General features: G+C 65.0%; 24 protein-coding genes. 13 read left to right on the top strand and 11 right to left on the bottom strand.

What is annotated here, in order from left to right; translation table 11 throughout:
• Window positions 1-180: 180 nt before the first annotated feature.
• Entirely contained in the window at window positions 181-696 is a 516-nt protein-coding gene (locus ACZ6YV_RS23770) for a lytic polysaccharide monooxygenase auxiliary activity family 9 protein (protein WP_465511699.1), read from the top strand.
• 109 nt (window positions 697-805) lie between these two features.
• On the top strand, window positions 806-1,753 hold the full coding sequence (locus ACZ6YV_RS23775) for a DNA polymerase domain-containing protein (RefSeq protein WP_465511700.1): 948 nt from the start codon (window positions 806-808) through the stop codon (window positions 1,751-1,753).
• On the opposite strand, the gene ACZ6YV_RS23780 is transcribed toward ACZ6YV_RS23775, so the two are convergent.
• The 3 genes from ACZ6YV_RS23780 to ACZ6YV_RS23790 form a co-directional block, all read right to left on the bottom strand.
• Complete coding sequence (locus tag ACZ6YV_RS23780) at window positions 1,750-2,343, bottom strand: AAA family ATPase (RefSeq protein WP_465511701.1); 594 nt, start codon at window positions 2,341-2,343, stop codon at window positions 1,750-1,752. The genes ACZ6YV_RS23775 and ACZ6YV_RS23780 overlap by 4 nt on opposite strands.
• Window positions 2,344-2,409: 66 nt before the next feature.
• Entirely contained in the window at window positions 2,410-3,075 is a 666-nt protein-coding gene (locus ACZ6YV_RS23785; protein ID WP_465511702.1) for a DUF998 domain-containing protein, read from the bottom strand.
• A gap of 110 nt (window positions 3,076-3,185) precedes the next feature.
• Window positions 3,186-4,337: a beta-ketoacyl synthase N-terminal-like domain-containing protein gene (locus ACZ6YV_RS23790; protein ID WP_465511703.1), complete on the bottom strand. Its 1,152-nt coding sequence runs from the start codon at window positions 4,335-4,337 to the stop codon at window positions 3,186-3,188.
• A 389-nt stretch (window positions 4,338-4,726) separates the two neighbouring features.
• Here ACZ6YV_RS23790 and ACZ6YV_RS23795 point away from each other — a divergent pair, with 389 nt between their 5' ends.
• The 3 genes from ACZ6YV_RS23795 to ACZ6YV_RS23805 all read left to right on the top strand — a co-directional run bounded on the left by ACZ6YV_RS23795 (window position 4,727) and on the right by ACZ6YV_RS23805 (window position 9,383).
• Window positions 4,727-7,048, top strand: a complete 2,322-nt coding sequence (locus ACZ6YV_RS23795) for a putative bifunctional diguanylate cyclase/phosphodiesterase (protein ID WP_465511704.1) — start codon at window positions 4,727-4,729, stop codon at window positions 7,046-7,048.
• A 130-nt stretch (window positions 7,049-7,178) separates the two neighbouring features.
• Window positions 7,179-7,760, top strand: a complete 582-nt coding sequence (locus ACZ6YV_RS23800; RefSeq protein WP_465511705.1) for an Rv1733c family protein — start codon at window positions 7,179-7,181, stop codon at window positions 7,758-7,760.
• 84 nt (window positions 7,761-7,844) lie between these two features.
• A complete protein-coding gene (locus ACZ6YV_RS23805; RefSeq protein ID WP_465511706.1) occupies window positions 7,845-9,383 on the top strand; it encodes a recombinase family protein in 1,539 nt (512 codons plus the stop codon).
• Between the two features lie 34 nt (window positions 9,384-9,417).
• Here the strand turns inward: ACZ6YV_RS23805 and ACZ6YV_RS23810 are convergent, their stop codons facing one another.
• Entirely contained in the window at window positions 9,418-11,418 is a 2,001-nt protein-coding gene (locus ACZ6YV_RS23810; protein WP_465511707.1) for an ATP-binding protein, read from the bottom strand.
• Window positions 11,419-11,697: 279 nt separating this feature from the next.
• Between ACZ6YV_RS23810 and ACZ6YV_RS23815 the strand changes: the two genes are divergently transcribed.
• Window positions 11,698-11,928, top strand: coding sequence for a hypothetical protein (locus ACZ6YV_RS23815; protein ID WP_465511708.1), 231 nt, complete (start codon window positions 11,698-11,700; stop codon window positions 11,926-11,928).
• Between the two features lie 209 nt (window positions 11,929-12,137).
• Here the strand turns inward: ACZ6YV_RS23815 and ACZ6YV_RS23820 are convergent, their stop codons facing one another.
• From ACZ6YV_RS23820 to ACZ6YV_RS23835, 4 genes are read right to left on the bottom strand one after another with little or no spacing between them, the layout of a single operon-like run.
• Window positions 12,138-14,315, bottom strand: a complete 2,178-nt coding sequence (locus ACZ6YV_RS23820) for an FtsK/SpoIIIE domain-containing protein (RefSeq protein ID WP_465511709.1) — start codon at window positions 14,313-14,315, stop codon at window positions 12,138-12,140.
• Window positions 14,312-14,641, bottom strand: a complete 330-nt coding sequence (locus ACZ6YV_RS23825; protein ID WP_465511710.1) for a hypothetical protein — start codon at window positions 14,639-14,641, stop codon at window positions 14,312-14,314. The genes ACZ6YV_RS23820 and ACZ6YV_RS23825 overlap by 4 nt, the downstream gene beginning before the upstream one ends.
• Window positions 14,638-14,970 carry a WhiB family transcriptional regulator gene (locus tag ACZ6YV_RS23830; RefSeq protein ID WP_465511711.1) on the bottom strand — a complete coding sequence of 111 codons (333 nt, stop codon included), beginning with the start codon at window positions 14,968-14,970 and terminating at the stop codon, window positions 14,638-14,640. The genes ACZ6YV_RS23825 and ACZ6YV_RS23830 overlap by 4 nt, the downstream gene beginning before the upstream one ends.
• The gene (locus tag ACZ6YV_RS23835) at window positions 14,967-15,161 is read right to left on the bottom strand and encodes a helix-turn-helix domain-containing protein (protein WP_465511712.1); all 195 of its coding nucleotides are present in this window, start codon (window positions 15,159-15,161) and stop codon (window positions 14,967-14,969) included. The genes ACZ6YV_RS23830 and ACZ6YV_RS23835 overlap by 4 nt, the downstream gene beginning before the upstream one ends.
• Before the next feature lie 167 nt (window positions 15,162-15,328).
• On the opposite strand from ACZ6YV_RS23835, the gene ACZ6YV_RS23840 reads away from it, so the two are divergent.
• Together ACZ6YV_RS23840 and ACZ6YV_RS23845 are read left to right on the top strand one after the other, a co-directional pair.
• Window positions 15,329-15,715 carry an XRE family transcriptional regulator gene (locus ACZ6YV_RS23840; RefSeq protein WP_465511713.1) on the top strand — a complete coding sequence of 129 codons (387 nt, stop codon included), beginning with the start codon at window positions 15,329-15,331 and terminating at the stop codon, window positions 15,713-15,715.
• Between the two features lie 174 nt (window positions 15,716-15,889).
• Window positions 15,890-17,023 carry a tetratricopeptide repeat protein gene (locus ACZ6YV_RS23845; RefSeq protein ID WP_465511714.1) on the top strand — a complete coding sequence of 378 codons (1,134 nt, stop codon included), beginning with the start codon at window positions 15,890-15,892 and terminating at the stop codon, window positions 17,021-17,023.
• Here the strand turns inward: ACZ6YV_RS23845 and ACZ6YV_RS23850 are convergent.
• Together ACZ6YV_RS23850 and ACZ6YV_RS23855 are read right to left on the bottom strand one after the other, a co-directional pair.
• Window positions 17,009-17,557 carry an NUDIX hydrolase gene (locus ACZ6YV_RS23850; protein WP_465511715.1) on the bottom strand — a complete coding sequence of 183 codons (549 nt, stop codon included), beginning with the start codon at window positions 17,555-17,557 and terminating at the stop codon, window positions 17,009-17,011. The two genes, ACZ6YV_RS23845 and ACZ6YV_RS23850, sit on opposite strands and share 15 nt — an antisense overlap.
• 10 nt (window positions 17,558-17,567) lie before the next feature.
• Window positions 17,568-18,770, bottom strand: coding sequence for a hypothetical protein (locus ACZ6YV_RS23855; protein ID WP_465511716.1), 1,203 nt, complete (start codon window positions 18,768-18,770; stop codon window positions 17,568-17,570).
• Between the two features lie 147 nt (window positions 18,771-18,917).
• Here ACZ6YV_RS23855 and ACZ6YV_RS23860 point away from each other — a divergent pair, with 147 nt between their 5' ends.
• From ACZ6YV_RS23860 to ACZ6YV_RS23880, 5 genes are all read left to right on the top strand, one after another.
• Window positions 18,918-19,382: a hypothetical protein gene (locus ACZ6YV_RS23860; protein WP_465511717.1), complete on the top strand. Its 465-nt coding sequence runs from the start codon at window positions 18,918-18,920 to the stop codon at window positions 19,380-19,382.
• Between the two features lie 501 nt (window positions 19,383-19,883).
• Entirely contained in the window at window positions 19,884-20,282 is a 399-nt protein-coding gene (locus tag ACZ6YV_RS23865; protein WP_465511718.1) for a transcriptional regulator, read from the top strand.
• On the top strand, window positions 20,279-20,605 hold the full coding sequence (locus ACZ6YV_RS23870; RefSeq protein WP_465511719.1) for a helix-turn-helix domain-containing protein: 327 nt from the start codon (window positions 20,279-20,281) through the stop codon (window positions 20,603-20,605). Before ACZ6YV_RS23865 ends, ACZ6YV_RS23870 begins: the two co-directional genes overlap by 4 nt.
• A gap of 291 nt (window positions 20,606-20,896) precedes the next feature.
• Window positions 20,897-21,460 carry a TetR/AcrR family transcriptional regulator gene (locus ACZ6YV_RS23875; RefSeq protein WP_465511720.1) on the top strand — a complete coding sequence of 188 codons (564 nt, stop codon included), beginning with the start codon at window positions 20,897-20,899 and terminating at the stop codon, window positions 21,458-21,460.
• A gap of 1 nt (window position 21,461) precedes the next feature.
• Window positions 21,462-21,824: a tautomerase family protein gene (locus ACZ6YV_RS23880; protein ID WP_465511721.1), complete on the top strand. Its 363-nt coding sequence runs from the start codon at window positions 21,462-21,464 to the stop codon at window positions 21,822-21,824.
• Here the strand turns inward: ACZ6YV_RS23880 and ACZ6YV_RS23885 are convergent, their stop codons facing one another.
• On the bottom strand, window positions 21,825-22,538 hold the full coding sequence (locus tag ACZ6YV_RS23885) for a CDP-alcohol phosphatidyltransferase family protein (protein ID WP_465511722.1): 714 nt from the start codon (window positions 22,536-22,538) through the stop codon (window positions 21,825-21,827).
• Window positions 22,539-22,587: the final 49 nt, after the last annotated feature.

The raw sequence follows: 22,587 nt of genomic DNA on the forward strand, positions 1-22,587 counted from the left end.
ACTCTTGACCGAGTCGTCTGAACCAATTATGGTCTAGACCACATTCGCCTGCTCGGCGCATTGGGCGGATGTGGTCCCAACCTTCATTGGTTTTCGCTCGCTGTGGCCCAGGAACCTCGAGTCTGCGGACGGTTCCCCGACCGGGTCAGCGGCGGGTGTAGAGATGGGAAAGGGGTAGACATGAGCTTCAAACGACGGCTTTTGACCCTGACGGCAGGTGCGGCAATGGTGCCGGCGGTTCTGGTCGCGATCCCGGCGGGAACCGCCAGCGCGCACGGTTACGTTTCCTCGCCCGCCAGCAGGCAGGCACAGTGCGCCCAGAGCACCGTTTCCTGTGGTGACATCAAATGGGAACCGCAAAGCGTCGAGGGCCCCAAGGGGCTCATGAGCTGTAACGGCGGTGTCGGCCGTTTCGCGGACCTCAACAATGACAGCAAGGGCTGGAAGGTGCACTCCATCGGGCGCACCACCCAGTTCCGGTGGACGCTGACGGCTCGCCACCGCACCAGCACGTGGGAGTACTTCGTCGACGGCGCGAAGGTCGCCACCGTCAACGACAACGGCGCGACTCCGGGTGCGACGGTCACGCACAGCGTGAACCTGCAGCAGAGCGGGCGGCACAAGATCCTCGCCCGCTGGAACGTCTACGACACGGCGAACGCGTTCTACGCGTGTATTGACGCCAACATCAGTTAGGCGCCGGCATCAGTTAGTTGTCAGCATCAGTAGGTGCCAGGCTCGTGAGTGGTAATGACGGTTCTAACCGTCATTACCACTCACGAGTTTTTTGTGCCAGGCTCACCCCATGAGCGATGACGAGCGCGACGGGGTCAAGCTGACCAACCTCGACCAGCCGTTGTTCGAGGGCGCGACCAAACGCGATCTCGTGGACTACCTGGACGCCGTCGCGGGCCGTCTCCTCCCGGTACTGGAGAACAGGCCGCTGTCGGTGATCCGCATCCTGCGCGGCCAGGGCCCGTTCATGCAGAAGAATCTGCCGAAGTACACGCCTCCCTGGGTGAAGCGGCACGGGATGTGGGCGGAGACGTCGAAACGGCAGGTGTCGTACGCGCTCTGCGACGACCGCCGCACGCTGCTGTGGTTCGCGAACCAGCGCGCCGTCGAGTACCACCCGACGTTGATGACGGCGGACGCGGACGCGGGCCCGACCCATCTCGTCCTGGACCTCGACCCGCCCGCGGGAGACGACTTCGCGCATGTCGTGAAGGCCGCGGAACTGGTGCGGCAGGCCCTTTCCGACACCGGGCTCGCCGGTGCGGTGAAGACCAGTGGCTCCAAGGGAGTGCACATCTTCGTCCCGCTGGTGCCGGGGCAGGGCTTCGAGGACGTCGCGGCCGCGACCCGCGCGCTCGCCGCCCGCGCGGAGCAGGTCGACCCGTCGGTCGCGACGACCGCGTACATCGTGGAAGACCGCGAGGGGAAGGTGTACCTCGACTCGACGCGGGCGGGCGGGAACACGGTCGCGGCGGCGTACAGCCCGCGGTTGCGGCCGGGACTGCCGGTGTCGTTCCCGGTGGCCTGGGACGAGCTGAGCTCCGTCCTCCCCGCCGACTTCACCGTCTACACGGCGCCGGACCTGCTGGGGGACAAGGATCCTTGGGCCGAGGCGATGCCGTCGCCGCAGACGTTGCCCGCCGACCTCGTCGAACAGGGACACACGATCCCCGTCGCCCGCGTCGTGGCGATGCACGAAGGGAAGCGCCGGGCGCGGTTGCGCGCCCAGGAAGGCTAGGCGGCGCGCCGCTCGGCAGGGAGGAGCCGGACTCTTCCCGGCTCCTCGTCGATGACGAACCGCAGCGCCCCGGTGACTTCGCGGGTCACCATCCGGGCGCTGTGCCAGCCTGCCGGAACCCAGCCGGAGCGCAGCGCACGGCGCACCTTCTCGGCCCTTTTGACGTGGCGGGCGAACGAATGCCGCCGGATGACGCGCCCGCGCGCGACTTGGCCGGCGCGAGCGTCCTCCGGGGAGACGTCGAGCCACAGCAGCCGGACCGGGCGGCGGCTCAGCAGGCCGAGCAGGGCCAGCAGCCCGCGGGTGGTCGCGCGGGTCGACGGCTCGTGCACGACCAGCGGTCCGCCGTCCGCCAGCGCGGCCCGGACGACCCGCGCGCGGTGCCACCCGTGGACCAGCGGCCGGTAGTACCGGTACGGCAGCGCGGCGGGCAGCCGTTCGCGCAGCCGCGCGCGGACCTGGTCGGAATCGAGCACCGGCAGTGCGCCGGTCGCCGCCCGGGACAGCAAGGTGGTCTTGCCCGCCCCGGGAATCCCCGCGACCACCAGCAGATCGCGGCGGCCCAGCTGGAGTGCGATGCGATCGGTCATAAGGCCTCAACGACCCGGCCGATGATAAAGGTTCCTTTACCTTGATCGCCTCGGCTCCGGCACTGGTCAGACCGTCACGGTCGCCCCCGGTGTCACGGTCCGGTCCGGCAGCAGCGTCCCGCCCTTGGTCAGCCACGCGACGCCGAACGCGAAAATCGCGATCGATTCCAGCCACAACGCCGGGTAGAACGACTTCGTCAGGTCGTCGAAAACGAGGCTGCAGACCACGATCAAGGCCAGGCACACCAGCATGATCACACCGGAGGTGACGTACAGCCGGTTCCGTTCGGGTTTGCGGGCGCCGGGGATCTCCTGATCCGACCTGGTGAACAGCACGATGCAGAAGAACGCCAAGGTGAGGAAGAAGACCGCGGCGAAGACGAGGTGCAGCCTGCCGACGAACACGTCCGTGCTGTCGCCGTTCGACGGCGTGGTGGGGAAGAGCGCCACCCCGACCGCGGCCACCGCCGCGATGTTGCCGGCGATGTCGTCGATCCGCCCGTAACCCCGATAGGACAACAGGAAGACGCCGATGGCGCACATGACGCCGACCCAGACGTCGCGCATTCCCGAGTAGTAGTACCCGCTGATCGAGTTGAGCAGGCCGCCGCCGTCGACGAACAGCTTCCCGAAGATCAGCACGAAGGGCAGCCCGATCCCGAGGAAACCTATGGCGCGCCGCAAGAACAGGTAGTTACGGACGAGATTGTCGGATGCAGTTCGCGCGCTCATGATCGCCTCCGTGCTCAGTGCGTTGTCGCTACTCGGGAGTATCGACCACATGAGCACGGTAAATGACACTTCGTGACGACGTTGAGACCGTGTGTTATCGAATTGGTCGGCTACGCGGTCTCCAGCACGACCGAGGTGACGTAACCGCCCATCCCGATCGACGTCTTGACGGTGAGCCCGTTTTCCGGCCGGGACGGTCCTTCCATCAGCTGCGGATGCCCGTCGGCGACCGGTTTCGGCGCCGGGATCAGATCCCGCTCCGCCGCCAGGCAGCTCGCCGCGATCTCGGTCAGCGCGCTGCTCGACTGGCTGTGCCCGGTCAGCGGCTTGATCGAGTAGATCTGGGTGCTGCGGGGGAAGAGCGTCTCGAGGATCCGGGATTCCGTGCGGTGACAGAGTTTCGTGCCGGTTCCGTGCGCGTTGACGTAGCGGATGTCCGAGGCGGAGACGTGCGCGTTCTCCAGTCCCTCGGTCACCGCCGCGATCGCTGTCGTCGGGTCGGGGTCGAGGGCCATCGCGTTGTGCGCTTCGTGGGTCATGGCGCCGCCGAGCACTGTCGCGTACGCATCGGTCTTCTGCCGTGTCAGCACTATCGCGACCGCGGCCTCGGAGAAGGTGAAGCCCATGGTGCCCTCTTGGAAAGGACGGCACGCCTCGAGCGGCGGCACGTCGGTGATGGCCACTCCGCAGTGCACGAAGTTGCGGACCACCGGCCTGGTCGCGGACAGATCCGTGGTGAGCACCACGACGTCGTCGGCCATTCCCGCGTCCAGCCACATCTTCGCGGTGAGGGTCGCGGCACTGCCTGTCGCGCACATGGCGGACGTGGTCATCGACGGGCCGCGGAAGCCGAACTCCGACATGAGCGCGGCGATCGGGGTCGAGGGCATCATGCCGATGAACTCGCGCCGGTACATGAGCTGGTCGCCCATCTCCGTGAGCCTGTCCCAGCTCCGCAGGTCTTCCCGGACGCCGCCGGCGATGACGCCGACCCGCCGTCCGGGTGACCAGCCCCGTGAGCCGGCGTCTTCGATCGCTTCGCGTGCCGCCGCGAGCAAAGCGCGGGCGTGCAGGCTGCCGTCCCTGGATCTGCCGCCCTCGGCCACGTGTGCGACCCAGCCCGGCAGATCCGGGGTCTCCCCGTAGCCTTCGGTGAACTGGGCGCAGGGGACACCACTGGCGAGGCCCTCCCACAGCGGTTCGCGCCCCCAGCCGTAGGCGGTTACGGCGCCGATGCCGCAGATGTCTGTTTTGCTCCGCACGTGTTTCCCTTCAACTACATTCAGTCAACGCTGGGGTGGAATAGCCGCACCGATCAGCTGTCCGGGGAGGACGGCTACGTCGATTTAGTGATCTAATCGGAAGCTACATCAGTCGAGTAGGGGGTTTGGATCAGATGGATCCTGACGATCTCGACGGTGGGACTCCCGACACCCACCGGCCCTCGGATCAGGATTCCTCGCCAGCGAACGGCGCCGCGACCCGCACGGTGGGAAAACCCGACCGGCATGCTTCGCTCGTCCGTCTGCTGACCGAGTTGTCCGCCGAGAGGGATCACCGCGGTGACCCCGCACTTGCTTTTCTCGGTCATGGGTACCGCCTTTTGGAGCAAAACTCCGACGGCGGCACATTGGGTACGCAATATCTCACGATGGTCGAGGCGAGCCCTTACGGGATCTGCGTCCATCAGCGCGGCAAAATCGTGTTCGTGAACTCCGCCGCGATGCGGTTCGTCGGCGCGAAGGTGTCGACGGAGATCATCGGGACGCACATCACAGACCTGGTCGCCGCCGGTTCGCAGGACGCGCTGCTGGCGCGGATCGGTTCGCTGGCCTCGCCCGGCTCGTTCAGTGAACCGACGGAAATGACGCTGCGGACCCTGGACGGCCGCGGCGTCACCGTCGAATCGCAGGCTGTGCTGACGACCTGGGAGGGCGAACCCGCCTACCAGGTGATCATGCGCGATCTGACCATGCAGAAGGCGGCCGAGGCAGGGCTGCGGTTTCAGGCCGCGCTGGTCGGGCACGCGAGCGACGCGATCATCGCGACCTCGCCCGACGGGCTGGTGACGAGCTGGAATCCGGCGGCCGAGGCCGTCTACGGACACGAACTCGACCAGGTCATCGGTGTCCCGGTGGCCGAGGTCGTCGGCGCGCCGATGAGTCCGCGGCAGGTCGTCGCGGCGGGCGGTGTCGTGCAGGCGACGCATTTCAGCGCCGACGGTACGGCGCTGGCGGTGCGCGTCTCCGCGGCCGAGATGTTCGACGGCTACGTGCTGCTGTGCGCCGACGAGACCGCGCAGCGCCGGGCCGAGGCCGAATTCGCCACCGTCGTCGAAACGCTCGACGAAGGCGTGTTGGTAGTCGGGCCCGGTGGGCGGATCGAGCTGGCGAACTCCGCGGCGCACCGGATCTCCGGTGTCCCGGCGGGCTCCCTGGTCGGCCTGGAGAGCCGGACGCTGCGGCTGCACGACGAACACGGCGTCCCGGTGCCCGTCGAGGATCTGCCGTCCGCGCGCGTGCGGCGTTCCGGGAAGGTCGAGACCGGGCGGGTCGTGCAGGTGCGGCGCCGCGACGGTGCGCACAGGTGGCTTTCGCTGACCTCCGGTCCGCTGATGGCGCCGGGGCAGAGCGTGCCCTCGGTGCTGACGTCCTTCGCCGACATCACCGAACGGCGGGCGATCAGCGAGCGGCTGGCCTACGAGGCCGCCCACGACCCGCTGACCAGGCTCGCGAACCGCACGCTCGCGCTGAACCGGCTGCGCCTCACGATCGCCGATCCGGCGCGCACGACCACCGTGATGTTCATCGACCTCGACAAGTTCAAGATCATCAACGACTCGCTCGGTCATACCGTCGGCGACCAGGTGCTGCGCATCATCGGCGACCGGCTGCGAGCCGCCGCCGGACCTTCGGATCTGGTCGGGCGGCTCGGCGGGGATGAGTTCCTGGTCATCACCACCGGTTATACCGAAGCCGCCGAGGTACGGGCGCTGGCCGATCACCTTCAGCGGCATCTCGCCGAATCGCTCACGGTGCACGGCCGAGAACTGCATATAAATACGAGTATCGGAATAGTGATCGCAGAACCCGGCGATACCCGCAGTGCCGATGAATTGCTGGAAGACGCCGATCTGGCGATGTATCAGGCCAAAACATTCGGCCCAGGCCGGTACGCGTTCTATGCGCCGATCATGCGAAAGAAAGCGCAGGACCGATTCATTCTGGAGCAGGATCTGCGGAACGCCGTCGCGGAAGGCCTGGTCGAGACCGTTTATCAGCCCGTCGTCGATTTGCGGACCGGCGACATGGTCGCGGTGAAGGCGAAGTCCAGTTGGGATCACCCCGTCCGGGGACCGATCGATCCGGCCGAATTGGCCGAGATCGCCGACGACGGCGATCTTTTGACGGTCATCGGCGCGGAGGTCCTTGCCAAGGCCGCCGGCGAGATCGCGCGATGGCGTGCCGATCATGGTGTGCACTGTAATGTGAATGTGAGCCTTTCGGTCCGCCAACTGGGCGATCCCACGTTGCTACAGGTGGTTCAGACAACTCTGGAGGAAGCGGGGCTGGGACCGCAGGACCTGAGCCTCGACGTCGACGAAACGGCGCTGAAGGACGCGGCCGACGCTGTCGACGCGCTGCGGAAGACCGGGGTCCGGGTGACCGCGGAACGGTTCGGCGCCGGGTACTCCTCGCTCGCCCAATTGTGCCGCCTCGATCTGAACGTGATCGAAATCGACCGGTCGTTCGTGGCCGACCTCGGGAAGTCGACCGACGCCGAGCCGATCGTCGCCGGGATCATGGCGATGGCGCACGCCGTCGACCTCGTGGTGGTCGCCGAGGGAGTCGAGACCGCGCGGCAACTGAAGGTGCTGCACGAACTCGGCTGCGATTGGGCGAAAGGGCCACTGGTGGCGCCGCCTGGTCCTGTGGAGGACCTGAAGCCCGCGTACGCGCACGTCGTGCGGTGAACCGGGCGGCCGCCGCGTACGTGATCCCGGGTGAGAACGTTCCTCGCCGCTGACGGGACCAAAGCCTCCTATCACTCCGGCTCTTCGCGACGCAGTCTTGTCGGTGGGGAACCGGTGAAGGAGGCCCGTCGTGTCGCTTCTGTTCCTGTGGCGCCGGATTCATCCCGGCCGGAATCCGCTCGCCCGGCTCTCCGACCGGATCGAGGGAGTGATCCTCCTCGGCAGTGTCCTGGCGGCGCTGCTGGGTGTCCCGCTGGCCGCGGCGGCCGGCTCGGAGGCCTACGCGACGACGATGGCGCGCTCGGCTTTGGAGACGGCTACTCGTCATTCGACGACCGCTTTTCTGCTCGAAGACGCTCCGCCGGCGCGCATCGGCGTCGACGGGACTCCTTCGATGGAGACCGCTCGTGTCCCGGCGCGCTGGGTGTTGGCGGACGGCACGGTTCAGGAGGGGCCGGCCACCGCCGATCTCGGCGCTACGGCGGGTGACGGGGTGACCGTGTGGCTCGACGAGTCCGACGCCGTCGTCGCTCCGCCGGTGATGCCGCTGGACGCGACCAGCACGGGGGTCGGCGTCGGGGTGGGGGTGTGGCTGATCGCGGCGACGGTGCTGGCTTCGGGGTATCTGATCGCTTCGCGCCTGCTGAACCGGGCGCGGCGGGCGGCCTGGGACCGGGACTGGGAGCGGTTCGGGCAGGACTCGCGGCCCTGAGGTTGCCGCGTGCGGAGGTCGGGGTGGTCGTGAGTGGCAAGTCGCGTTCTAGCGAACCCTTATTTGTTGACCTACGGTTCTCGTATGGGTGCCGACAGGGAAGCTACCGACAACATAACCGCTGGTAACGCGGGTCGACGGCCTGTGTACGACTCGTATGCACGGCTGTCGCGGGTGCCGGAAACGGGCGAGCTAGAGAAGATCGAGACCCAGCACGCCGACAACGGCAAAGTGATCGAGCGATTGGGCGGCGTGCTGGGCCTGACACTTGACGACGGCATGTCTGCTTGGCGCAAGGGCGCAAAGCGGCAGGGCTGGGAACGACTGTTGGCCCGGCTGGAATCGGGCGAGTCAGACGGGGTGTGTGTCTGGCACGTGGACCGGTTGTTTCGCCAGCCGAAAGACTTAGAACGACTGATCGAACTTGGCGACTCTGGATACAAGGTCGCGTCGGCGCACGGGGCGCGTGATCTGTCGGACCCAAACGACCGTTTCATTCTGCGGATCGAAGTCGCCCACGCTGCCCGTTCGTCTGATGACACCCAGCGCCGCACTAAGCGCCGGTTCGATGTACTGCGGCGAAAGGGCGTCGCTCATCCTGGACCAAGGCCGTTCGGGTTTCCCGGAATGGAGCGTCGCCCGCTGGGTGAAAACCCCACGAAAAACGAACGGGTTGAGGTTCCAGCGACGCAGGTAGCGGCAGAGCGGGCGGCCGTCGCTGAGGCTGTTAGCCCCCTGCTTGCAGGGGCGACCGATTGCGCGAAGTTGGCGCGGAAATGGAACGCCGCTGGACTGCGCACCTCGACCGGCCGGGACTTCATCAGCCAGACCGTCAAAGATGTGCTGCTTCGACCACGCAATGCCGGACTGGTCGAGTACGGCGGCGAGGTCGTGGGCCGCATGGATGGCGCCCCGATCATCGATCCGACCGACTTCGAGCGACTGCGGGCGCTGTTCGCGGGACGGCGGCGAGGCAGGGTCGCGAGCGACCGCTACGCAGGGTCAGGAATCCTGCGGTGCGGCCGGTGTGGGAATAGGCTCTACGGCCGTCCACACTCAGGCATCTACAAAGACACTGGGGAGAAGCGACGTCAGTACGCGTGTCTGACGTCGCGTCGTGGCTGCGGAAAGGTCGCAGCGGATGCGCGGCACATCGATGCCGAACTGCGCCGATTCGTGATGACCCGACTATCTGATCCCCGGTTCGCGGCAGCGATCAGCGCTGCATACGCAAAGGTGGGCTCGCGCCTGGCCGAGCTCGACGCACTGATCGCCGAGTGCGACAAAGTCCACGAAGCACTGTCGGAGCGATTAGGGCGTCGCGAAATGAGCCTGGCTGCCTTCGACCGTGCGAACGCGCCACTACTGGAAGACCTCGCTAGGTACACCGCCGAACGTGATCAATTATCGGGTGATCGGCTCGACGTTCCAGTCACGGTGCAAAGCAAGGCAATTGTCGGTGCGGAATGGGACGCGGGCGGGGTCCCGGAGCGACGAGCAATGTTGCGCCGCGCAGTCGGTGACTGGCGCCTGGTTCTAAACCCGGCACCTGCGTCTGGGCGTAAAGCGTTCGACCGCACCCGGTTGCGTCCGGTCAAGCCGGACTCAACTGCCGCGCGCTAGTCGCCTGGCTGCACGCGGCACGCCTGAGCGACACTTACGCCGCAGGCCCAGCTTCCCGCTTACCATCGTCTTCGATTGCTTGAAACTTTGTCGGCAAGGCGGCCGAATGTACCTTACGTAAGTAGTGCAGAGACTCCTCAATAGTTGGGTCGTCATCCAAGGAGTCCTTGAAGAATTTCAATCTTGTTTTGTTATCATCGATAATGTCACGCCAGGTTCTAACGTAGGCAGCCACGCTTGGCGAGTCTTCCGATTCCTTGTTTGGCTTCAGGAAAAGGCCGGGGATCGTTGAATTCTCGTGAATCTCTCGCCTTGCGATCCTGTCTACACTCCGACCTATGAGCAGGAAATCCCAATGCGCAGAAGGATCCGAGAACCTCGGGTCATCCAGAATGGTGTTGCAGTAGTCTTTTACTTGGTCAAGGTGATCCCGTTTGAGCTCAAGGCTGGGATCCTTTAATTCGATCACTAAGTGTCGCACCCTTTCGTGCTCTTGTGCCATGACGGCCAGATGCAAATCGAGGCGACCGAGTCTTCCATCAGGCTGACGAACAGGCCTTAGATTACTTGGAATATTCAGACCGGACAATCTAAGATGGGAGCGAAGTGCTTCCGTTAAGCCACGCTCACTCCTCATGTAATTGTATTGCTCACCGAAGATCCACAGCTCACCTTCCACGATCTTGTGAAGGTTGTCTCGCTCATTAAATACTTTTGAATCTTCCGGATGATGGACGATGTGATCTAAGGCAAGAAGAAAACGATTTCTATCCGCGATACTCGACGCGGCCTTGATGATACTTCGCATCGAAACCGACCTGATCAACCTTGTTAGGTTGTCACGATCAACCACCGGCAAGGAAACTATTTCATGCAAAATCTCAAGAAGGTGTCCAGGTTCGTGCTGTAGCGAGTTTTGCAGCAAGGCAAGCGTAAGTTCGGCCGCATCTAAATCTTCCGCAATGTGCCCACTCAGAGTTCCCGAGACTATCGCAAACAGTTCGCGCTCAACCCTGTCCGCCTCGCCTTTTGGCGCCCCTGTGTAGGGATAGATGCCATCCTTTTTCCATTGCGCCAGGCGCTCTTTTCGCCTTGATCGGCGAAGATCGGAGAAGTAGCGCTGAATTTCAGAGTGAACATCGCTGACTACCTCGCGCACTGGACTGGGCGCCATGTCGCCCAGGTTGACTTGGGTGCGATGGGTATCAACTTTATCCCATGTGACGTAGGCGGAGTAATTGAACTGCTTCTCCAGTTCGCGCACGCCTTGTTCAATAAGTCCTCGCCCTTCGGACTTTGAGTAGTAGATAACGCGACGCTTAATAGTTTCCCACTGAATTAGGCGGATCCTATACGTCTCTTTGCCCGTCTCTGCAATAACACTTCTTGACCATGAATAGTCCGACCTGACGTGCTTCTTTGCTTCGAGCGGCTTTCCAAGATAGATGATCTCAAGTGTTGGCTCATCAAGGAGTATCGGGGCAAAAGCGGCCGTGAGCGTGTCGCGAGCACTTTGCAATTCTAGTCGCTTGCCGCGCTTCTGATCGTCAAATTCAGATGAAACGACAGTGCCGGTGTGTTCTTGATCGTCGCGTGCAGCAATATCGAATTCAAAGTTCCTGAGGTTTCGGGAATCACCTTTGATATCAACGCTTACCGGATTTCCGGCGATATCTACACTTCGACTGAACCAGCGAACGTTCTGACCTAGGGCAAATGCCCTGAGGCGACCTTCGCCCTTGCTTCCGTGTAGCTCTCGCATCTTATTGCGCGTCTTTGTTAAATTTGCCTTCCAGGAACCACCAAGGCGTCCAAATGTACTTTTAACCTCATCGGGCAGGATACCGTGCCCATTGTCACTTACGGAGACGCGCTGGATTCCGCCGAGCTGATTCCGTTCGACAGACACTTCAACACGCGTTGCTTCGGCGTCCAGCGCGTTCCATATCAGTTCGACAACCGCGCGCGCAGGGTCATTCTCGCGAACAAGCCGCTTAACGTGGTCGTCGGTAGCCTCTAGCGACAACGAGTCCATCTCAAGATCCTAGTTCACTATTCAGCTTACGGTTGGCTTCGTAGCAAGAGCGTGACTCTGCGCGACCACTCTCCGCAGTCGATCGGAGACGCTGTGCTCCCAAATGCGCGCGCCTCTCCCTCATAACTATGAGTCGCTCGCTGCCCATGATTGTTTCATCTGCCAGCCCTCCACCTGATCGGATGCGACCCTGTCACCTGTGTGATGGCCACGCGGGTCGCCACTGGAACAGACTGTGAAGAGGTAAGCTTTTATCCTACTTCTTGGAAGGGAGCACAGATGGCCGTCGACGAGACCCTCCCGCGCTTGAACGAGCTACTGAAGGATGCTCGCGCGATCGTCGAGTACGCAGAAGAGGCCAAGCGGCACTACCAGGCAGGCGACGTCCAGAGTGCAGTGGATGTCATAGGCCTCGCTCCGTACAAGGTCAATCAGACTAGTTCAGACCTGAACGGCCTACTTAAGTACTTTGAATCTCAAGGCAAACTTCCAGGCCGTGGCCAGGACTGAGGCGCCAGCGCTCCATCCTGCGCCCGGTCCATTCCCGGGAGTAAATGCTCTAGCTGGGTGGCGCGCTGTCGTGGCGGAGATTGGCAATCTCACGGAGGATGACCGCAACGGCCGCGATATCTGCGTCGGACATTGGAGGCATTGTCGCGCACACCTCCTGCCAGTAGGCGTCAGACTCCGCGTCGGCCGACTTCGCCTCGTGTGTGTGCTCAGCCGTCATCCGGCGCCACCTCGGGCATTTGGAGACGCAAAACAGCGGCTCGGATGTCTGCGGTGAAGTAGCCGCGCATCTGTCGGTTCTTCCCGTCTGCGCCCGGCACTCGGTTGCGTTCCGGTCGGCACCCGTGCTCACCCATATGCTGCCCGAACACGGTGGGCTCGACCTCTAGAGCATCGACCAGTTCTGACGTTGGTATGAACTCCCTCCCGCCATCAAGGTCGTTATCGAGGTAGGCGACGACAGACGCGAGCGGTTCCGGTAGCTCCACGACGTCCGCCGGGGCCGGTGTCCGCGCGGTGGCGGCTCCCACGCCGATCGCGCGAGCGACGGCGGCGTGATCGAGCGCGGGTGTGGTGTCCTGCCCTGTGGCGTGTCCGGACAGTGTCCCGGCGGCCTCGCGCAGGGCGCGGCCTTGCTGGCAGATGGCCTGCCAATCTTCGTTCGGCATGTAGTAGGTGCGGACCGTCATCGCGAGCACGTCAGCCCCGGCGGCAGTGTCCCCGTCCGGTCGCAAGATGCCCACGCCCTTGTGCGATGGGAGGAGACGACTGGAGTCGTAGCCCCGGGTGTTCATCTGCTCTCCGAGCACGATGTTGGAGTCTCGCCAGTCCATCACCCGCAGGGCGAACCGTGAGCCGAGTACCGCGCGCAGACCGGACGGGATGGTCTTGGAGTCCGGCCGTTGCGTGGCGAGGACAAGCACGATTCCGGCGGCTGGTCCTTTCTTCGCCAGCCAGGTCAGTAACTCGCCGATGTACTCGCCCGCAGGAACCTTCTTTCCTTGCACGACAACAGGTGTCCGGTCTTCTAGCGGTAGCTGAACTTCATCGATGATGATCGCGGTGATCGGCATGTTCAGGGTCTTGTCCCGGGACATGTCCGGGGTGACTTTGGATTCCGGGCATGTCAGGTCGTCGAGATCCCGCATCCGCCGGTATCGGCCTTGGACCTCCGCGACCAGCTCAACGAGCCAGTCCACTAGCGATAGGACGTGTTCGGGTTCGTCGCCGGACATGAACCGATGTGCCAGTTGACCGGCGGCGTCCCAGTCCTTTCCTCCCTTGAAGTCCGCCACATATAGCCGGACCCATGCGTCCAGGACCAGGCCTGCTGCGACGAGGCGTGCCGCGAATGTTTTGCCCTGCCTAGGAATGGCACCGATCAGAAGCGACGTCCACACCAACGGCAGATCAATCCGCCGATCTCGTGCGTCACGACCGAACGGCACCGCCCGCCACGCATCCCATCGCGTCGCACCGAGAAGGGGAGTTCGCAACGGAGGGGACGCGTACGGGTCCTCATCCGCGACCCACATGGACACTCGCCCGGCGTGCCCGCCGTTGCCCCGAACACGTTCCACGATGAGCTGTACCTCATCGACCGCCAGCGCCGACGCGAGCGCTTCGCGGTTCTTCACCACGTCGGCCGCCTTGCGCGTGGCCGGAAGGTCGACCGTGATCGCCCAGCCATCGCCGATCCGGTGCGCTCGCTCCACCAGGCGCAGGCTCTCGTCCTTTCCGATCAGCTTCGCGTCCCGGAACGCGTCCACCAGGACTTGCGGGTCCATCGTCCACGTCAGCGAGCGCGGTCCCGCCAGCGCCGGTTTACGGCCCGGGCTGCCGTCCTTACGGCGACCGAGGATCGCCAAGGCCACCGATGCGGCGGCCCCGGCGATCCATAGTGGATCGCTCCCGTACACGAGGTGGACTACCGCGACGGCGACCGCCGTCACGGCGAGTACGGCGCCGGTGACCTTCCACCGGAACAGAGTCAGTTCACGGATATCCGTGAACTTGTCGGCAAGCTTGTCCGACTCTTCGGCCGCTGTGCGGTAGTCCCGCACCGTGACCCACGTGCGCCACCACCGGGCACCGGCCACGGCACCGCGTACGACCGCGCGGAGGTACCGCCACGGCGACTTCAGCACCGCCACAACGGCGTCCTTCGCAGCCTGGACCGCCTGCGGCTTGCTCTTCAGCCACAACGGCACCCGAGGCGAATGCAGCCACCACCACACCAACCGGCGCCGAACCGTCCGGCCGCGAGGCTGCGGCAACGTGTCATCGATCAGCTCAGCGTCGAGCACTGGCCCGGCGTGTTCCAGCTCCCGTGAACCCTTGCGAGCTAAGGCAGACTTGCCGTTCACGGTCTTGTCGTCAGCGTTCATCGGCGGCCACCACCACGGGGTGTGGTGTCCAGCGACGTCACCGTGAGCGCGCGAGTCAGCACGTGTGCCGCGATCAAGTCCGGCACTGCGAGCACCACGAGCAGCAGCGTTGGATTGCCGGGGTGGGTGATCACCAGCCACTGGACGCCCACGAACGCGGCGCCCGTGAACAGGACGCGTCCGGCGAGCGAGACGACCCGGGCGCCTGCCCTGGCAGCGTCGGCCGCTTGCCGTGCTTTCCGGGCGCTGAACCGCCACACCGCGAACAGGACCAGCAGGACACCGACCCCGGCGAGGATCTGTGTCGGCGTGAGGTTGACCGTCATCGCACCTCACCGCCCCGGCTGCGACGCCAGACCGGATACAGGGCGCGCCGATCGGTGTCCGGCAACGTGCCCCACACTCCGACCGTGTTCGCTCCGGCCGTCCGCAGGTCGAGTTCAAGGCACTCCTCGATCACCGGGCATCCCGCGCACAGTCGTGCGGCTAGCTCCCGGTCTGGCGGGTCGTCTCCGGTCAGTTCCGGCATGTCGGCCCTGTCGAACGCCCAGAAACACAGGCCGTCCCTGGTCACCGCTTCGGCTAGTACGTCGTCCGGGACGCTGGCGTAGCGGTCAAGCCGGGCGGTCATCTCCGTGTATTCGTCGTGGTTCATCGCGCACCGCCGTCGAGGACGCGCCGGAGTGCGGCGGCCGGAATCACCAGCCGGGAGCGGCGCCGGACCAGGGGCAGTACACCGAGCCGGATAGCGCGGTGGATCTGGTCGCGGTCGACGCCCAGAATCCACGCCGCATCCGCTACCGAGTAGAACGCCGGAGCACCGGCGTTGTGGGTTGTCTTTTTCATCAGAATGGAGTCCTAACGTGAGAACGATGATTTAGTCGCGAAAAGAGAGCTGATTTAGTCGCACAAGGGCGTGAGAATGGCCCGAATGAGCGCTGCGGCCCGTCGCCGGCGCCGCGGAAACGCTTTAAGCGCTAATGTCGGCGCTGAGGCGGACCACGGAGGAATGGGTGTCGGAAGATTGGGCGGCGGTCGCGAAGGCCATCAACGAGCGCGTGAGCGAACTCGGATGGAAGCAACGCGAACTGGCCGAGCGCTCGCAGGTTTCGCAGGCGATCGTCCGCGAAATCCAGAACCACACTGTCGAGCGCAAGCGCAGTGATCGCACGCTTGAAGCGCTCGCGCTGGCCCTTGGTCTGCACCCACAACACCTGCTGGCCGTCCTGCATGGACGGATACCGCCAGCGTTGGGACAACCTCGTGAGGACATGGAAGACGCGGTATCGGCCCGGCTGGCAGTGATCGAACGGCGGTTGTCCGAGATCACCGATCAGCTTGCCGATCTGCGGACCGACGTCGCCGAACTGGTCAGCCGTGACAGGAATTCCGACGTGTAGCGGGAATTCTGTTTCCCGGTCGGCCCGAGTGGTCGTCCGGCGAGGATTCGTGTCGTGTGTCATGCCTCTAAGAAACGGCATTTCATCGGCCCCCGGGAGCGGGCACCGGATGACACGACCTGTGTTATCCCGTGTTATTTTCGCAGGTCATCGCGCGCCTATGGGTGTTATCTCATGACGTCGAAAAGCCTCTTGCAGGCTGCGCGCCATGCGCTCGGATGGGGCCAGGAAAAGCTCGCGCGGGCTATCAATGACCGCTGTCCGGGGCGTGATCTGCCCGTGCTCCCGGTCGCGAGCAGGAAGACCGAAATATCGCGATGGGAAAACGGGCGCATCGTGCCGGAAGCGCCGATGCGCGCGATCCTGCGAGAGATCTACGGCAGAACCAACGGTGAGCTTGGATTCCCGGACGAGAGTGCCGACAGCGGCATCGGCGAGGAGCTCGCCGAACGGCTCGTCATCGCTAGCCGCGTCGACTCCCAGACCATCGCGTTGTTCCGGCAAGAGGTCGACGGCGTCAGACACGCTGACCGGAGGTTCGGTTCCGCCGCACGTCTTGAACGACTGCGAGGGCAGATCACCGAGGTAGAAGACCTGCTACGGCACACCCTGTTGCGCCGTGACCGTGCGCCACTGGCCGGTGTCCTCACCGAAGCGTCCACACTGGCCGGTTGGAACGCGCTCGACATCGGCTCGCTCGCGCAAGCGTGGACACACTACGAACGCGCCAAGTCGGCCGCCCTGGAATCCGGATCATCGGCATTGCTGGCCCACGCGACCGCTGAACAGGCATTCGTCCTGATCGACGCGGGCAACGTCGATGACGCCCTGTCTCTGTTCGCCGAAGCACGCGAGATCGGCCAGCGAGCACCGCGCCTGCTGCGCGCATGGCTCGCCGCAGCGGAAGGCGAGGGATACGCGCGTGCCGGAAACGATGGTGATGCCCGCCGGGCGTTCGATGAGGCAGACGCGCTACGTCCTTCCGAGGTCGTGCACCCGGAGTTGCCGTTCCTGTTTCTCGGTGGCACGCATCTCGACCGCTGGCGGGGCAACGCACTCGTCTTGCTCGGCGATCCACAAGCGATCGCCCAGCTTGAAGGACTGGCCGACGGAATACAGCCGTCGTTCGTCCGCGCAAGCGCGTCGATCTACGTCGATCTTGCCCTTGCCTACAGCGCGGTCGGTGACCGCGAAGCGGCCCGCACCTACGCTCAGCAGGCGCGGCGGATCATCTCGCAAGTCGGATCTGTCCGGCTGCGACGACGGCTTGAAGGTCTCGTGTTGCCGGGTGACTCACGTACGGCGTGAGTTGAGGTAGTACAGCAGGGACACCAGCGTGCCCGACCCCAAAAGCTCTTGCCGCTGCGCAAGCTCGTTAACCCGCGACAGCGGCACCCACTCGATTCGCCCGACTTCTTCGGTGTCTGTCGGGTCGCCGATGTGCTCCGCGTCGCGCCATAGGTACACGTCGACCGGTGCGGTTACCTGTCCCGGCAACGGCTCGAAGCTCACCAGGTGTTCGGGCTCGCCAACCGGGCGCCAGCCGCTTTCCTCCGCCGCTTCCCGCGCGGCAGTGTTGGCGGAGTCGTCCCCGTCGTCGACCATGCCGCCAAGCAGTTCATAGCCCCACTGCTCGGTGGCGAACCGATAGCGCCACAACATGAGCGCTTCGTCTCGGTCGTTCACGATGAGCGCTATGGCGATCCGCGCGAGGTGTACGACGTGGTAGTCCCACCGCTCGCCATTCGGCGCTTCCACGTCGGTCAGCCCGACCTTGACCCACCGGTTGTCGTAGACCAGCCGCTCACCGAACGTCTTCCACGACCCATGTTCGTCAGCCACGCCGGGCAGCCTACGGCCTGCTGGCCCGTCCCGGTTGCACTGTGTCGGAACTCTTGAGCGACGACCGAAGGTGGTCGATTCGTCGCTGCTGACGTGCCGAACCGATCTCGGCTGCTAGGACGGCTGCGCGGTCTGCGTGTAGTCGGCCCTGCTCACGTTCGCCCATGGCTGAGAACGCGGTTGCCAAGTCGACGCGCAAGCCCGTCTCGGCGCGAGTGAACGTCGGGTCAAGGCGGCTGAGTGCCGAAGACAGCACGTCGACGGCTTCCGGTTCGCCGACGCGTGCAAGAGCGTGGCCGCGCCACCGGGCGAGGTGCACGGGGTCAAGAACCACGTAAGGCCCGTCCGGAGTGGACGCGTCAGAGGGCAGCAAGGATGCTGCGCGGTCGAACGCGCGCAAGCTCTCCGAACGCTGCCCGTGCGCGGCGAGCGCTTCGCCATAGGCGGCCGCAAGCCAAGAGCGCAACAACCTTCCCGTAGCCCGGCGAGCGCGCTGCTCAGTCGTTCGCAGCAGCTCGACGGCGGTCGCCGTCTCGTTCACCTCGATCAGTACGAAGGCTTGTTCGGCCGCACTGTGTACCTCGAACGCCACGTCCTCGGATTCGTGGGCTGATTCCTTGGCGCGTTCGTAGTGTTGCCACGATTCGGCGACGGCCCCCATGTCCAGGGCTTGCCATCCGGCGAGGGTGCCGAACTCGGCAAGCAGCGCCGCGAGTTCGGTCCGGGTGTCCGGCGTCAGACTGTGCGACCGCAGACGCACTACCTGCCGGATCTTGGTCGCCACCTCATCGTGCGCGACCGCCGCACCCAATTGCCGATCAAGACGACGTACCGCCGTCAGTTGCTCGTGCAGCAAGGCAAGGACTTCGGTATTCACGCGTCGCGCGGCGCTGAGCATCTGCCGTAGTTCCTGCTCCCCGGTCTCAACCGAGCGAACCATGTCCGGCGGCGACAGCAGCTCATCGATAGTGAGCCCAAGCATCCGTTCAAGCAGGCGAGCGGTTGCCGGGCGCGGACGGACCCGCGAACCGTCCCGGTTCCGTCCCGCCACAAGCCGTTTCAGGTTGCGTTCACTGACCGTTCCCGCTTCTCCGAAGTTCCGCGCGAACTCTTCGGCCGCCCTGACGAACTCGGCGTGAGTCTCGCTTCTCTCGCGCAGCTTCTGTTCGAGCACCGTTCGCGGCGGCGACTCGTGCACCTCATCGGCTGCCATCCCGCGCCCCTCTCCGGTCGTCGCCACCTCGAATGTCCCCGCTTTGGCCTCTCCGTGGCCTCGCGATGAAATGAGCGCACGAGAGATATTGATTTCACATCATACAACTCATTATGGCTGGTCAGCCGGTAGGTAGCGGAGGCAACCGTGAGCGACGTAGCGCGGCAGGGACAGCGCGCCGAACTGTTCGTCTGTTGGCACCGAAGTCAACACGATGGGCTGGACCACGCGGTCACGGATGAGGAGTTCTACCAGGCCCGTGAAGCGGAGTCCGGCGGCCGGTACGAGGCGCTGTGCGGTCATGTGGTGCTGGCAGTGTCGATGCTCGAACCTTCCGGCCGTCCCTGCGAGGGCTGTCACGCGTTCCTGAAAGCAAGGTCAACACTGCCGACCGTTGAGCAGCGCATGACACCGACGCGTCATCGCAAACCGGTCGCGTGGCGTCGACTGCTCCGCAGGCCAAAACCTGCGACCGCCCCGACCCTCATCCCTCGTCAGCGGCGACCGCTGGCATCGGAATGGGATGGCCGCACCAACGTTCCGGTGGAGACGGGCAGCGCACCGACCGCGCCCGTCTCCACCGGACGCCACGCGTTGCGGGAGACGCGATGACAGTCCGACTGTTCTTCGGCCGTCCGCGTCCCGGAACGGTGGGCGAGTCCCGCCGGGTGGTGCACGTGTTCGAGGTGCCGGACACCGACACCGTGCCGGACAGCCTGAGCGCGTTGTGCGGGGAAGAGTTCGGCCCCGGCGTCCTGGAACGACTCGACGCGCCCCGGGGGATGCCGTGCGAATCCTGCTTGCGCCGTACCCCCACGCCAGCCCATGGGCAGCCCGGGGACTCGGCGACACAAGAGATCGAGCGATCAATTGAGCAGGCCGCGCAATTTGCCAGTGACACCGGTCAGACACGTCTCGTATCGGGCCTAGATAACGCCAGCTCGGGCGGGCGTGACGGGTCTTGCGTGTGCCCGTCACACCCGTCACACCTTCATTTTCGCTGGTCAGCGGGCGGAAAACCTGTCACAGGCGGCGTGACGCCGTGACGGGCCTCCCTGACGAGGTGACAGACCGAAACCCCAAGCCTCCAACTCAGGAGATGCCGCCTAAATCATGAGCGAGATCGAGCACGACGCACCGCGCTTCCTCAGGGCATCCGACCACGCGGCGGATCTCGACTCGGCGTTTATGCAACCAGTCCGGCTGTTGATCGCGACGATGCTGGCAGACACGGAATGGCGTGACTACGCCGTCATCTTCGACACCATGAACATGACATCAGGCGGTCTGTCGGCCCAGCTCCGGAACCTCCGCAAACGTGGCTACGTGGAGACTCGCCGAGAAGGTGCAAGCTCCTTCTGGCGCCTAACCGAGCTTGGCCAGGAATGCCTCGTCTGTCACCTGGAAGCCATACGTGACGTCCTCGCAAGAGCTGGAGACATCCTTGCGGCGACCCGTCGCGGCAGTCTCCAGCTCCAAGCGGGGCAGCTCGCCAGAAGTGCAGCTACATGACGCTAACCGGACCGGAACACGACGTCGCTCGCGAGACGATTGCCAACCTCGTCTCCCGGTACGCGGACGGCGCGACCATCGAGAGCCTGTCTCGGCAGTTCACCCTCAGCTATCGGAAAGTCCGAACGCTGCTGCTGAACTCCGGAGTGATCTTGCGACCTCCGAAGATTCCCCTACCACCGGCCCCGCCCGGTTTGGCTAATGCTTACCGAGATGGGCGCTCGATCCGGCAGCTAGCCGCGAAACACGGCATGAGCTACAACCAAACCCGCAGGATCCTGCTTGCTGAAGGGGTACAGCTCCGCCCACGTGGGCGGAGCTGACCAGCGATCCAACCAGTACCCGCAGGTCACATGTAGGTCAACAAATGCGGGTTCGCTCTAACGACACTTGCCACTCACGACCACCCCGACCCCCTCGGTACCGCCGCCCTGTTCGCCTGAGGTCCTTCACGGACCCTCCGGCCCGCCACCTGCCGCATTCAAGGGACGAAACGTGTTCTGGGACGGCGCGCGAGGACCTGACCTGCGGGTTCGCGGGAAAGTGATAGCAAAGGTCCCTTGCTCCCGCCGCCCAGAGTTGTCTCTGTACCTACTAGTATGTACGGTTGGAGTGTGGACAAGAGGGAACAGCTCATCGAGAGCACTCGCGAACTCCTGTGGGAGCGCGGGTACGTCGGCACCAGCCCGAAGGCGATCCAGGAGCGCTCCGGCGCCGGCCAGGGCAGCATGTACCACCACTTCCAGGGCAAGTCCGGGCTCGCGCTCGCCGCGATCGGCCGCAACGCCGAAGACCTGCGCGCCAGGGCGGAGGCCGAGTTCGCCGGGCCGGGCACGGTCGTCGAGCGGATCACGGTCTACCTGCGCCGCGAGCGCGCGGTCCTCAAGGGCTGCCCGGTCGGCAAGCTCACCCAGGATCCCGAAGTGATGGCCGACGCGGACCTGCGAAAGCCGGTCGAGGAGACCTTCGGCTGGCTCACCGGGCGCCTCGCCGAGCTGCTCGAAGAGGGCCGCGAGAAAGGCGAACTAGACGCTTCGCTTGACCCCACCGCCACGGCGACCGCGCTGGTCGCGGTCCTGCAGGGCGGCTACGTCCTCGCCCGCGCCGCCGGATCCCCGGACGTGTTCGCGAAAGCCGTCGACGGCGCCCTCGGCCTGCTCGCCACCAAGGAGAACTGACATGCCCTTCGTCCGCATCGACGCCGTCGGGACCGAAAAGCTCGAAGCCCTCGGCAACGCCGTCCACGACGCGATGGTCGAAACGCTCGGCATCCCGGCCGACGACCGCTTCCAGGTCCTCAACGGCCGGAGCACCCTGAAATACGACGACTACCTGGGGATCCACCGGGACGAAGGGATCGTGTTCGTCGCGATCACCATGCGGCCCGGCCGCACCGGCGAGCAGAAGAAGTCGCTGTACCGGCGGATCGCGGAGCTCGCCGAGCAGTATGCGGGGACCGAGCCGCGGAACGTGCTCGTCACGATCACCGAGACCGATCTGGTCAACTGGTCGTTCGGGAACGGCGAAGCGCAGTACGCCTGATCACGCGACGTCGGCCGCGACGCGGCGAGTGCCACTGAAGGCGTGCTGTTCCAGCAGCCACCACGTGTCGCGGCCGAAAGACCAGGTCAGCAGCCCCAGTGCGCCCAGCGTGACCACGAAACCGGCCCAGAGCGGCAGCACCGTCGAAGCCACCGCGACCAGCACGATGCCCTGCACCGCCGCGACCGTCTTGCGCGCCATACTCGGCGGCAGCGGCGTGTTCAGCCACGGCCACAGCCTGCTCGCGGCGACGAAGGCGTAGCGCATCGCGCCGATCGTGAGCACCCACGGGCCCAGCGACTGCGCGACGACCACGCTCAGGATCAGGATCAGATACGCGTCGACCTCCATGTCGAAGCGCGCCCCGAGCGGCGACGCCGTCCCGGTGCGGCGCGCGACCTGGCCGTCGACGGCGTCCAGGGCGAGGGCGACCGACGCGATGACGACCATCGTGACGATCTCCCGGCCGGCGGTGTCCACCACGAGCGCGGTCACGCAGCCGACCAGCGCGGAGCGGGCGAGCGTGACGGCGTCGGCCGGGCCGAGGGAGCGCGCGGTGCTCCGGTTCAGCCCGTAGGTCAGGAATCCGCCCACGGCGATGCCGTAGGCCGCGCCGGCGAGCCAGCCCAGCGGGCCCAGCCCGGCGACGGCGTCCAGCGTCCCCAGCAACGCCAGCTGGACGAGGACCCCCAGGAAGATACCGGGGTTGATCACGAGGCCTCCTCGTTATGGTGACGGCGACCCCGTCTCCAGGGTCCGGCAT

This window comes from Amycolatopsis sp. NPDC102522, from assembly GCF_055584485.1.

Coding starts and splice junctions, on each gene's coding strand:
- ACZ6YV_RS23770 (WP_465511699.1), top strand. CDS start 181: ATGAGCTTCAAACGACGGCTTTTGACCCTGACGGCAGGTGCGGCAATG.
- ACZ6YV_RS23775 (WP_465511700.1), top strand. CDS start 806: ATGAGCGATGACGAGCGCGACGGGGTCAAGCTGACCAACCTCGACCAG.
- ACZ6YV_RS23780 (WP_465511701.1), bottom strand. CDS start 2,343: ATGACCGATCGCATCGCACTCCAGCTGGGCCGCCGCGATCTGCTGGTG.
- ACZ6YV_RS23785 (WP_465511702.1), bottom strand. CDS start 3,075: ATGAGCGCGCGAACTGCATCCGACAATCTCGTCCGTAACTACCTGTTC.
- ACZ6YV_RS23795 (WP_465511704.1), top strand. CDS start 4,727: ATGGTCGAGGCGAGCCCTTACGGGATCTGCGTCCATCAGCGCGGCAAA.
- ACZ6YV_RS23805 (WP_465511706.1), top strand. CDS start 7,845: ATGGGTGCCGACAGGGAAGCTACCGACAACATAACCGCTGGTAACGCG.
- ACZ6YV_RS23810 (WP_465511707.1), bottom strand. CDS start 11,418: ATGGACTCGTTGTCGCTAGAGGCTACCGACGACCACGTTAAGCGGCTT.
- ACZ6YV_RS23815 (WP_465511708.1), top strand. CDS start 11,698: ATGGCCGTCGACGAGACCCTCCCGCGCTTGAACGAGCTACTGAAGGAT.
- ACZ6YV_RS23820 (WP_465511709.1), bottom strand. CDS start 14,315: ATGAACGCTGACGACAAGACCGTGAACGGCAAGTCTGCCTTAGCTCGC.
- ACZ6YV_RS23825 (WP_465511710.1), bottom strand. CDS start 14,641: ATGACGGTCAACCTCACGCCGACACAGATCCTCGCCGGGGTCGGTGTC.
- ACZ6YV_RS23830 (WP_465511711.1), bottom strand. CDS start 14,970: ATGAACCACGACGAATACACGGAGATGACCGCCCGGCTTGACCGCTAC.
- ACZ6YV_RS23835 (WP_465511712.1), bottom strand. CDS start 15,161: ATGAAAAAGACAACCCACAACGCCGGTGCTCCGGCGTTCTACTCGGTA.
- ACZ6YV_RS23845 (WP_465511714.1), top strand. CDS start 15,890: ATGACGTCGAAAAGCCTCTTGCAGGCTGCGCGCCATGCGCTCGGATGG.
- ACZ6YV_RS23855 (WP_465511716.1), bottom strand. CDS start 18,770: ATGGCAGCCGATGAGGTGCACGAGTCGCCGCCGCGAACGGTGCTCGAA.
- ACZ6YV_RS23865 (WP_465511718.1), top strand. CDS start 19,884: ATGAGCGAGATCGAGCACGACGCACCGCGCTTCCTCAGGGCATCCGAC.
- ACZ6YV_RS23870 (WP_465511719.1), top strand. CDS start 20,279: ATGACGCTAACCGGACCGGAACACGACGTCGCTCGCGAGACGATTGCC.
- ACZ6YV_RS23880 (WP_465511721.1), top strand. CDS start 21,462: ATGCCCTTCGTCCGCATCGACGCCGTCGGGACCGAAAAGCTCGAAGCC.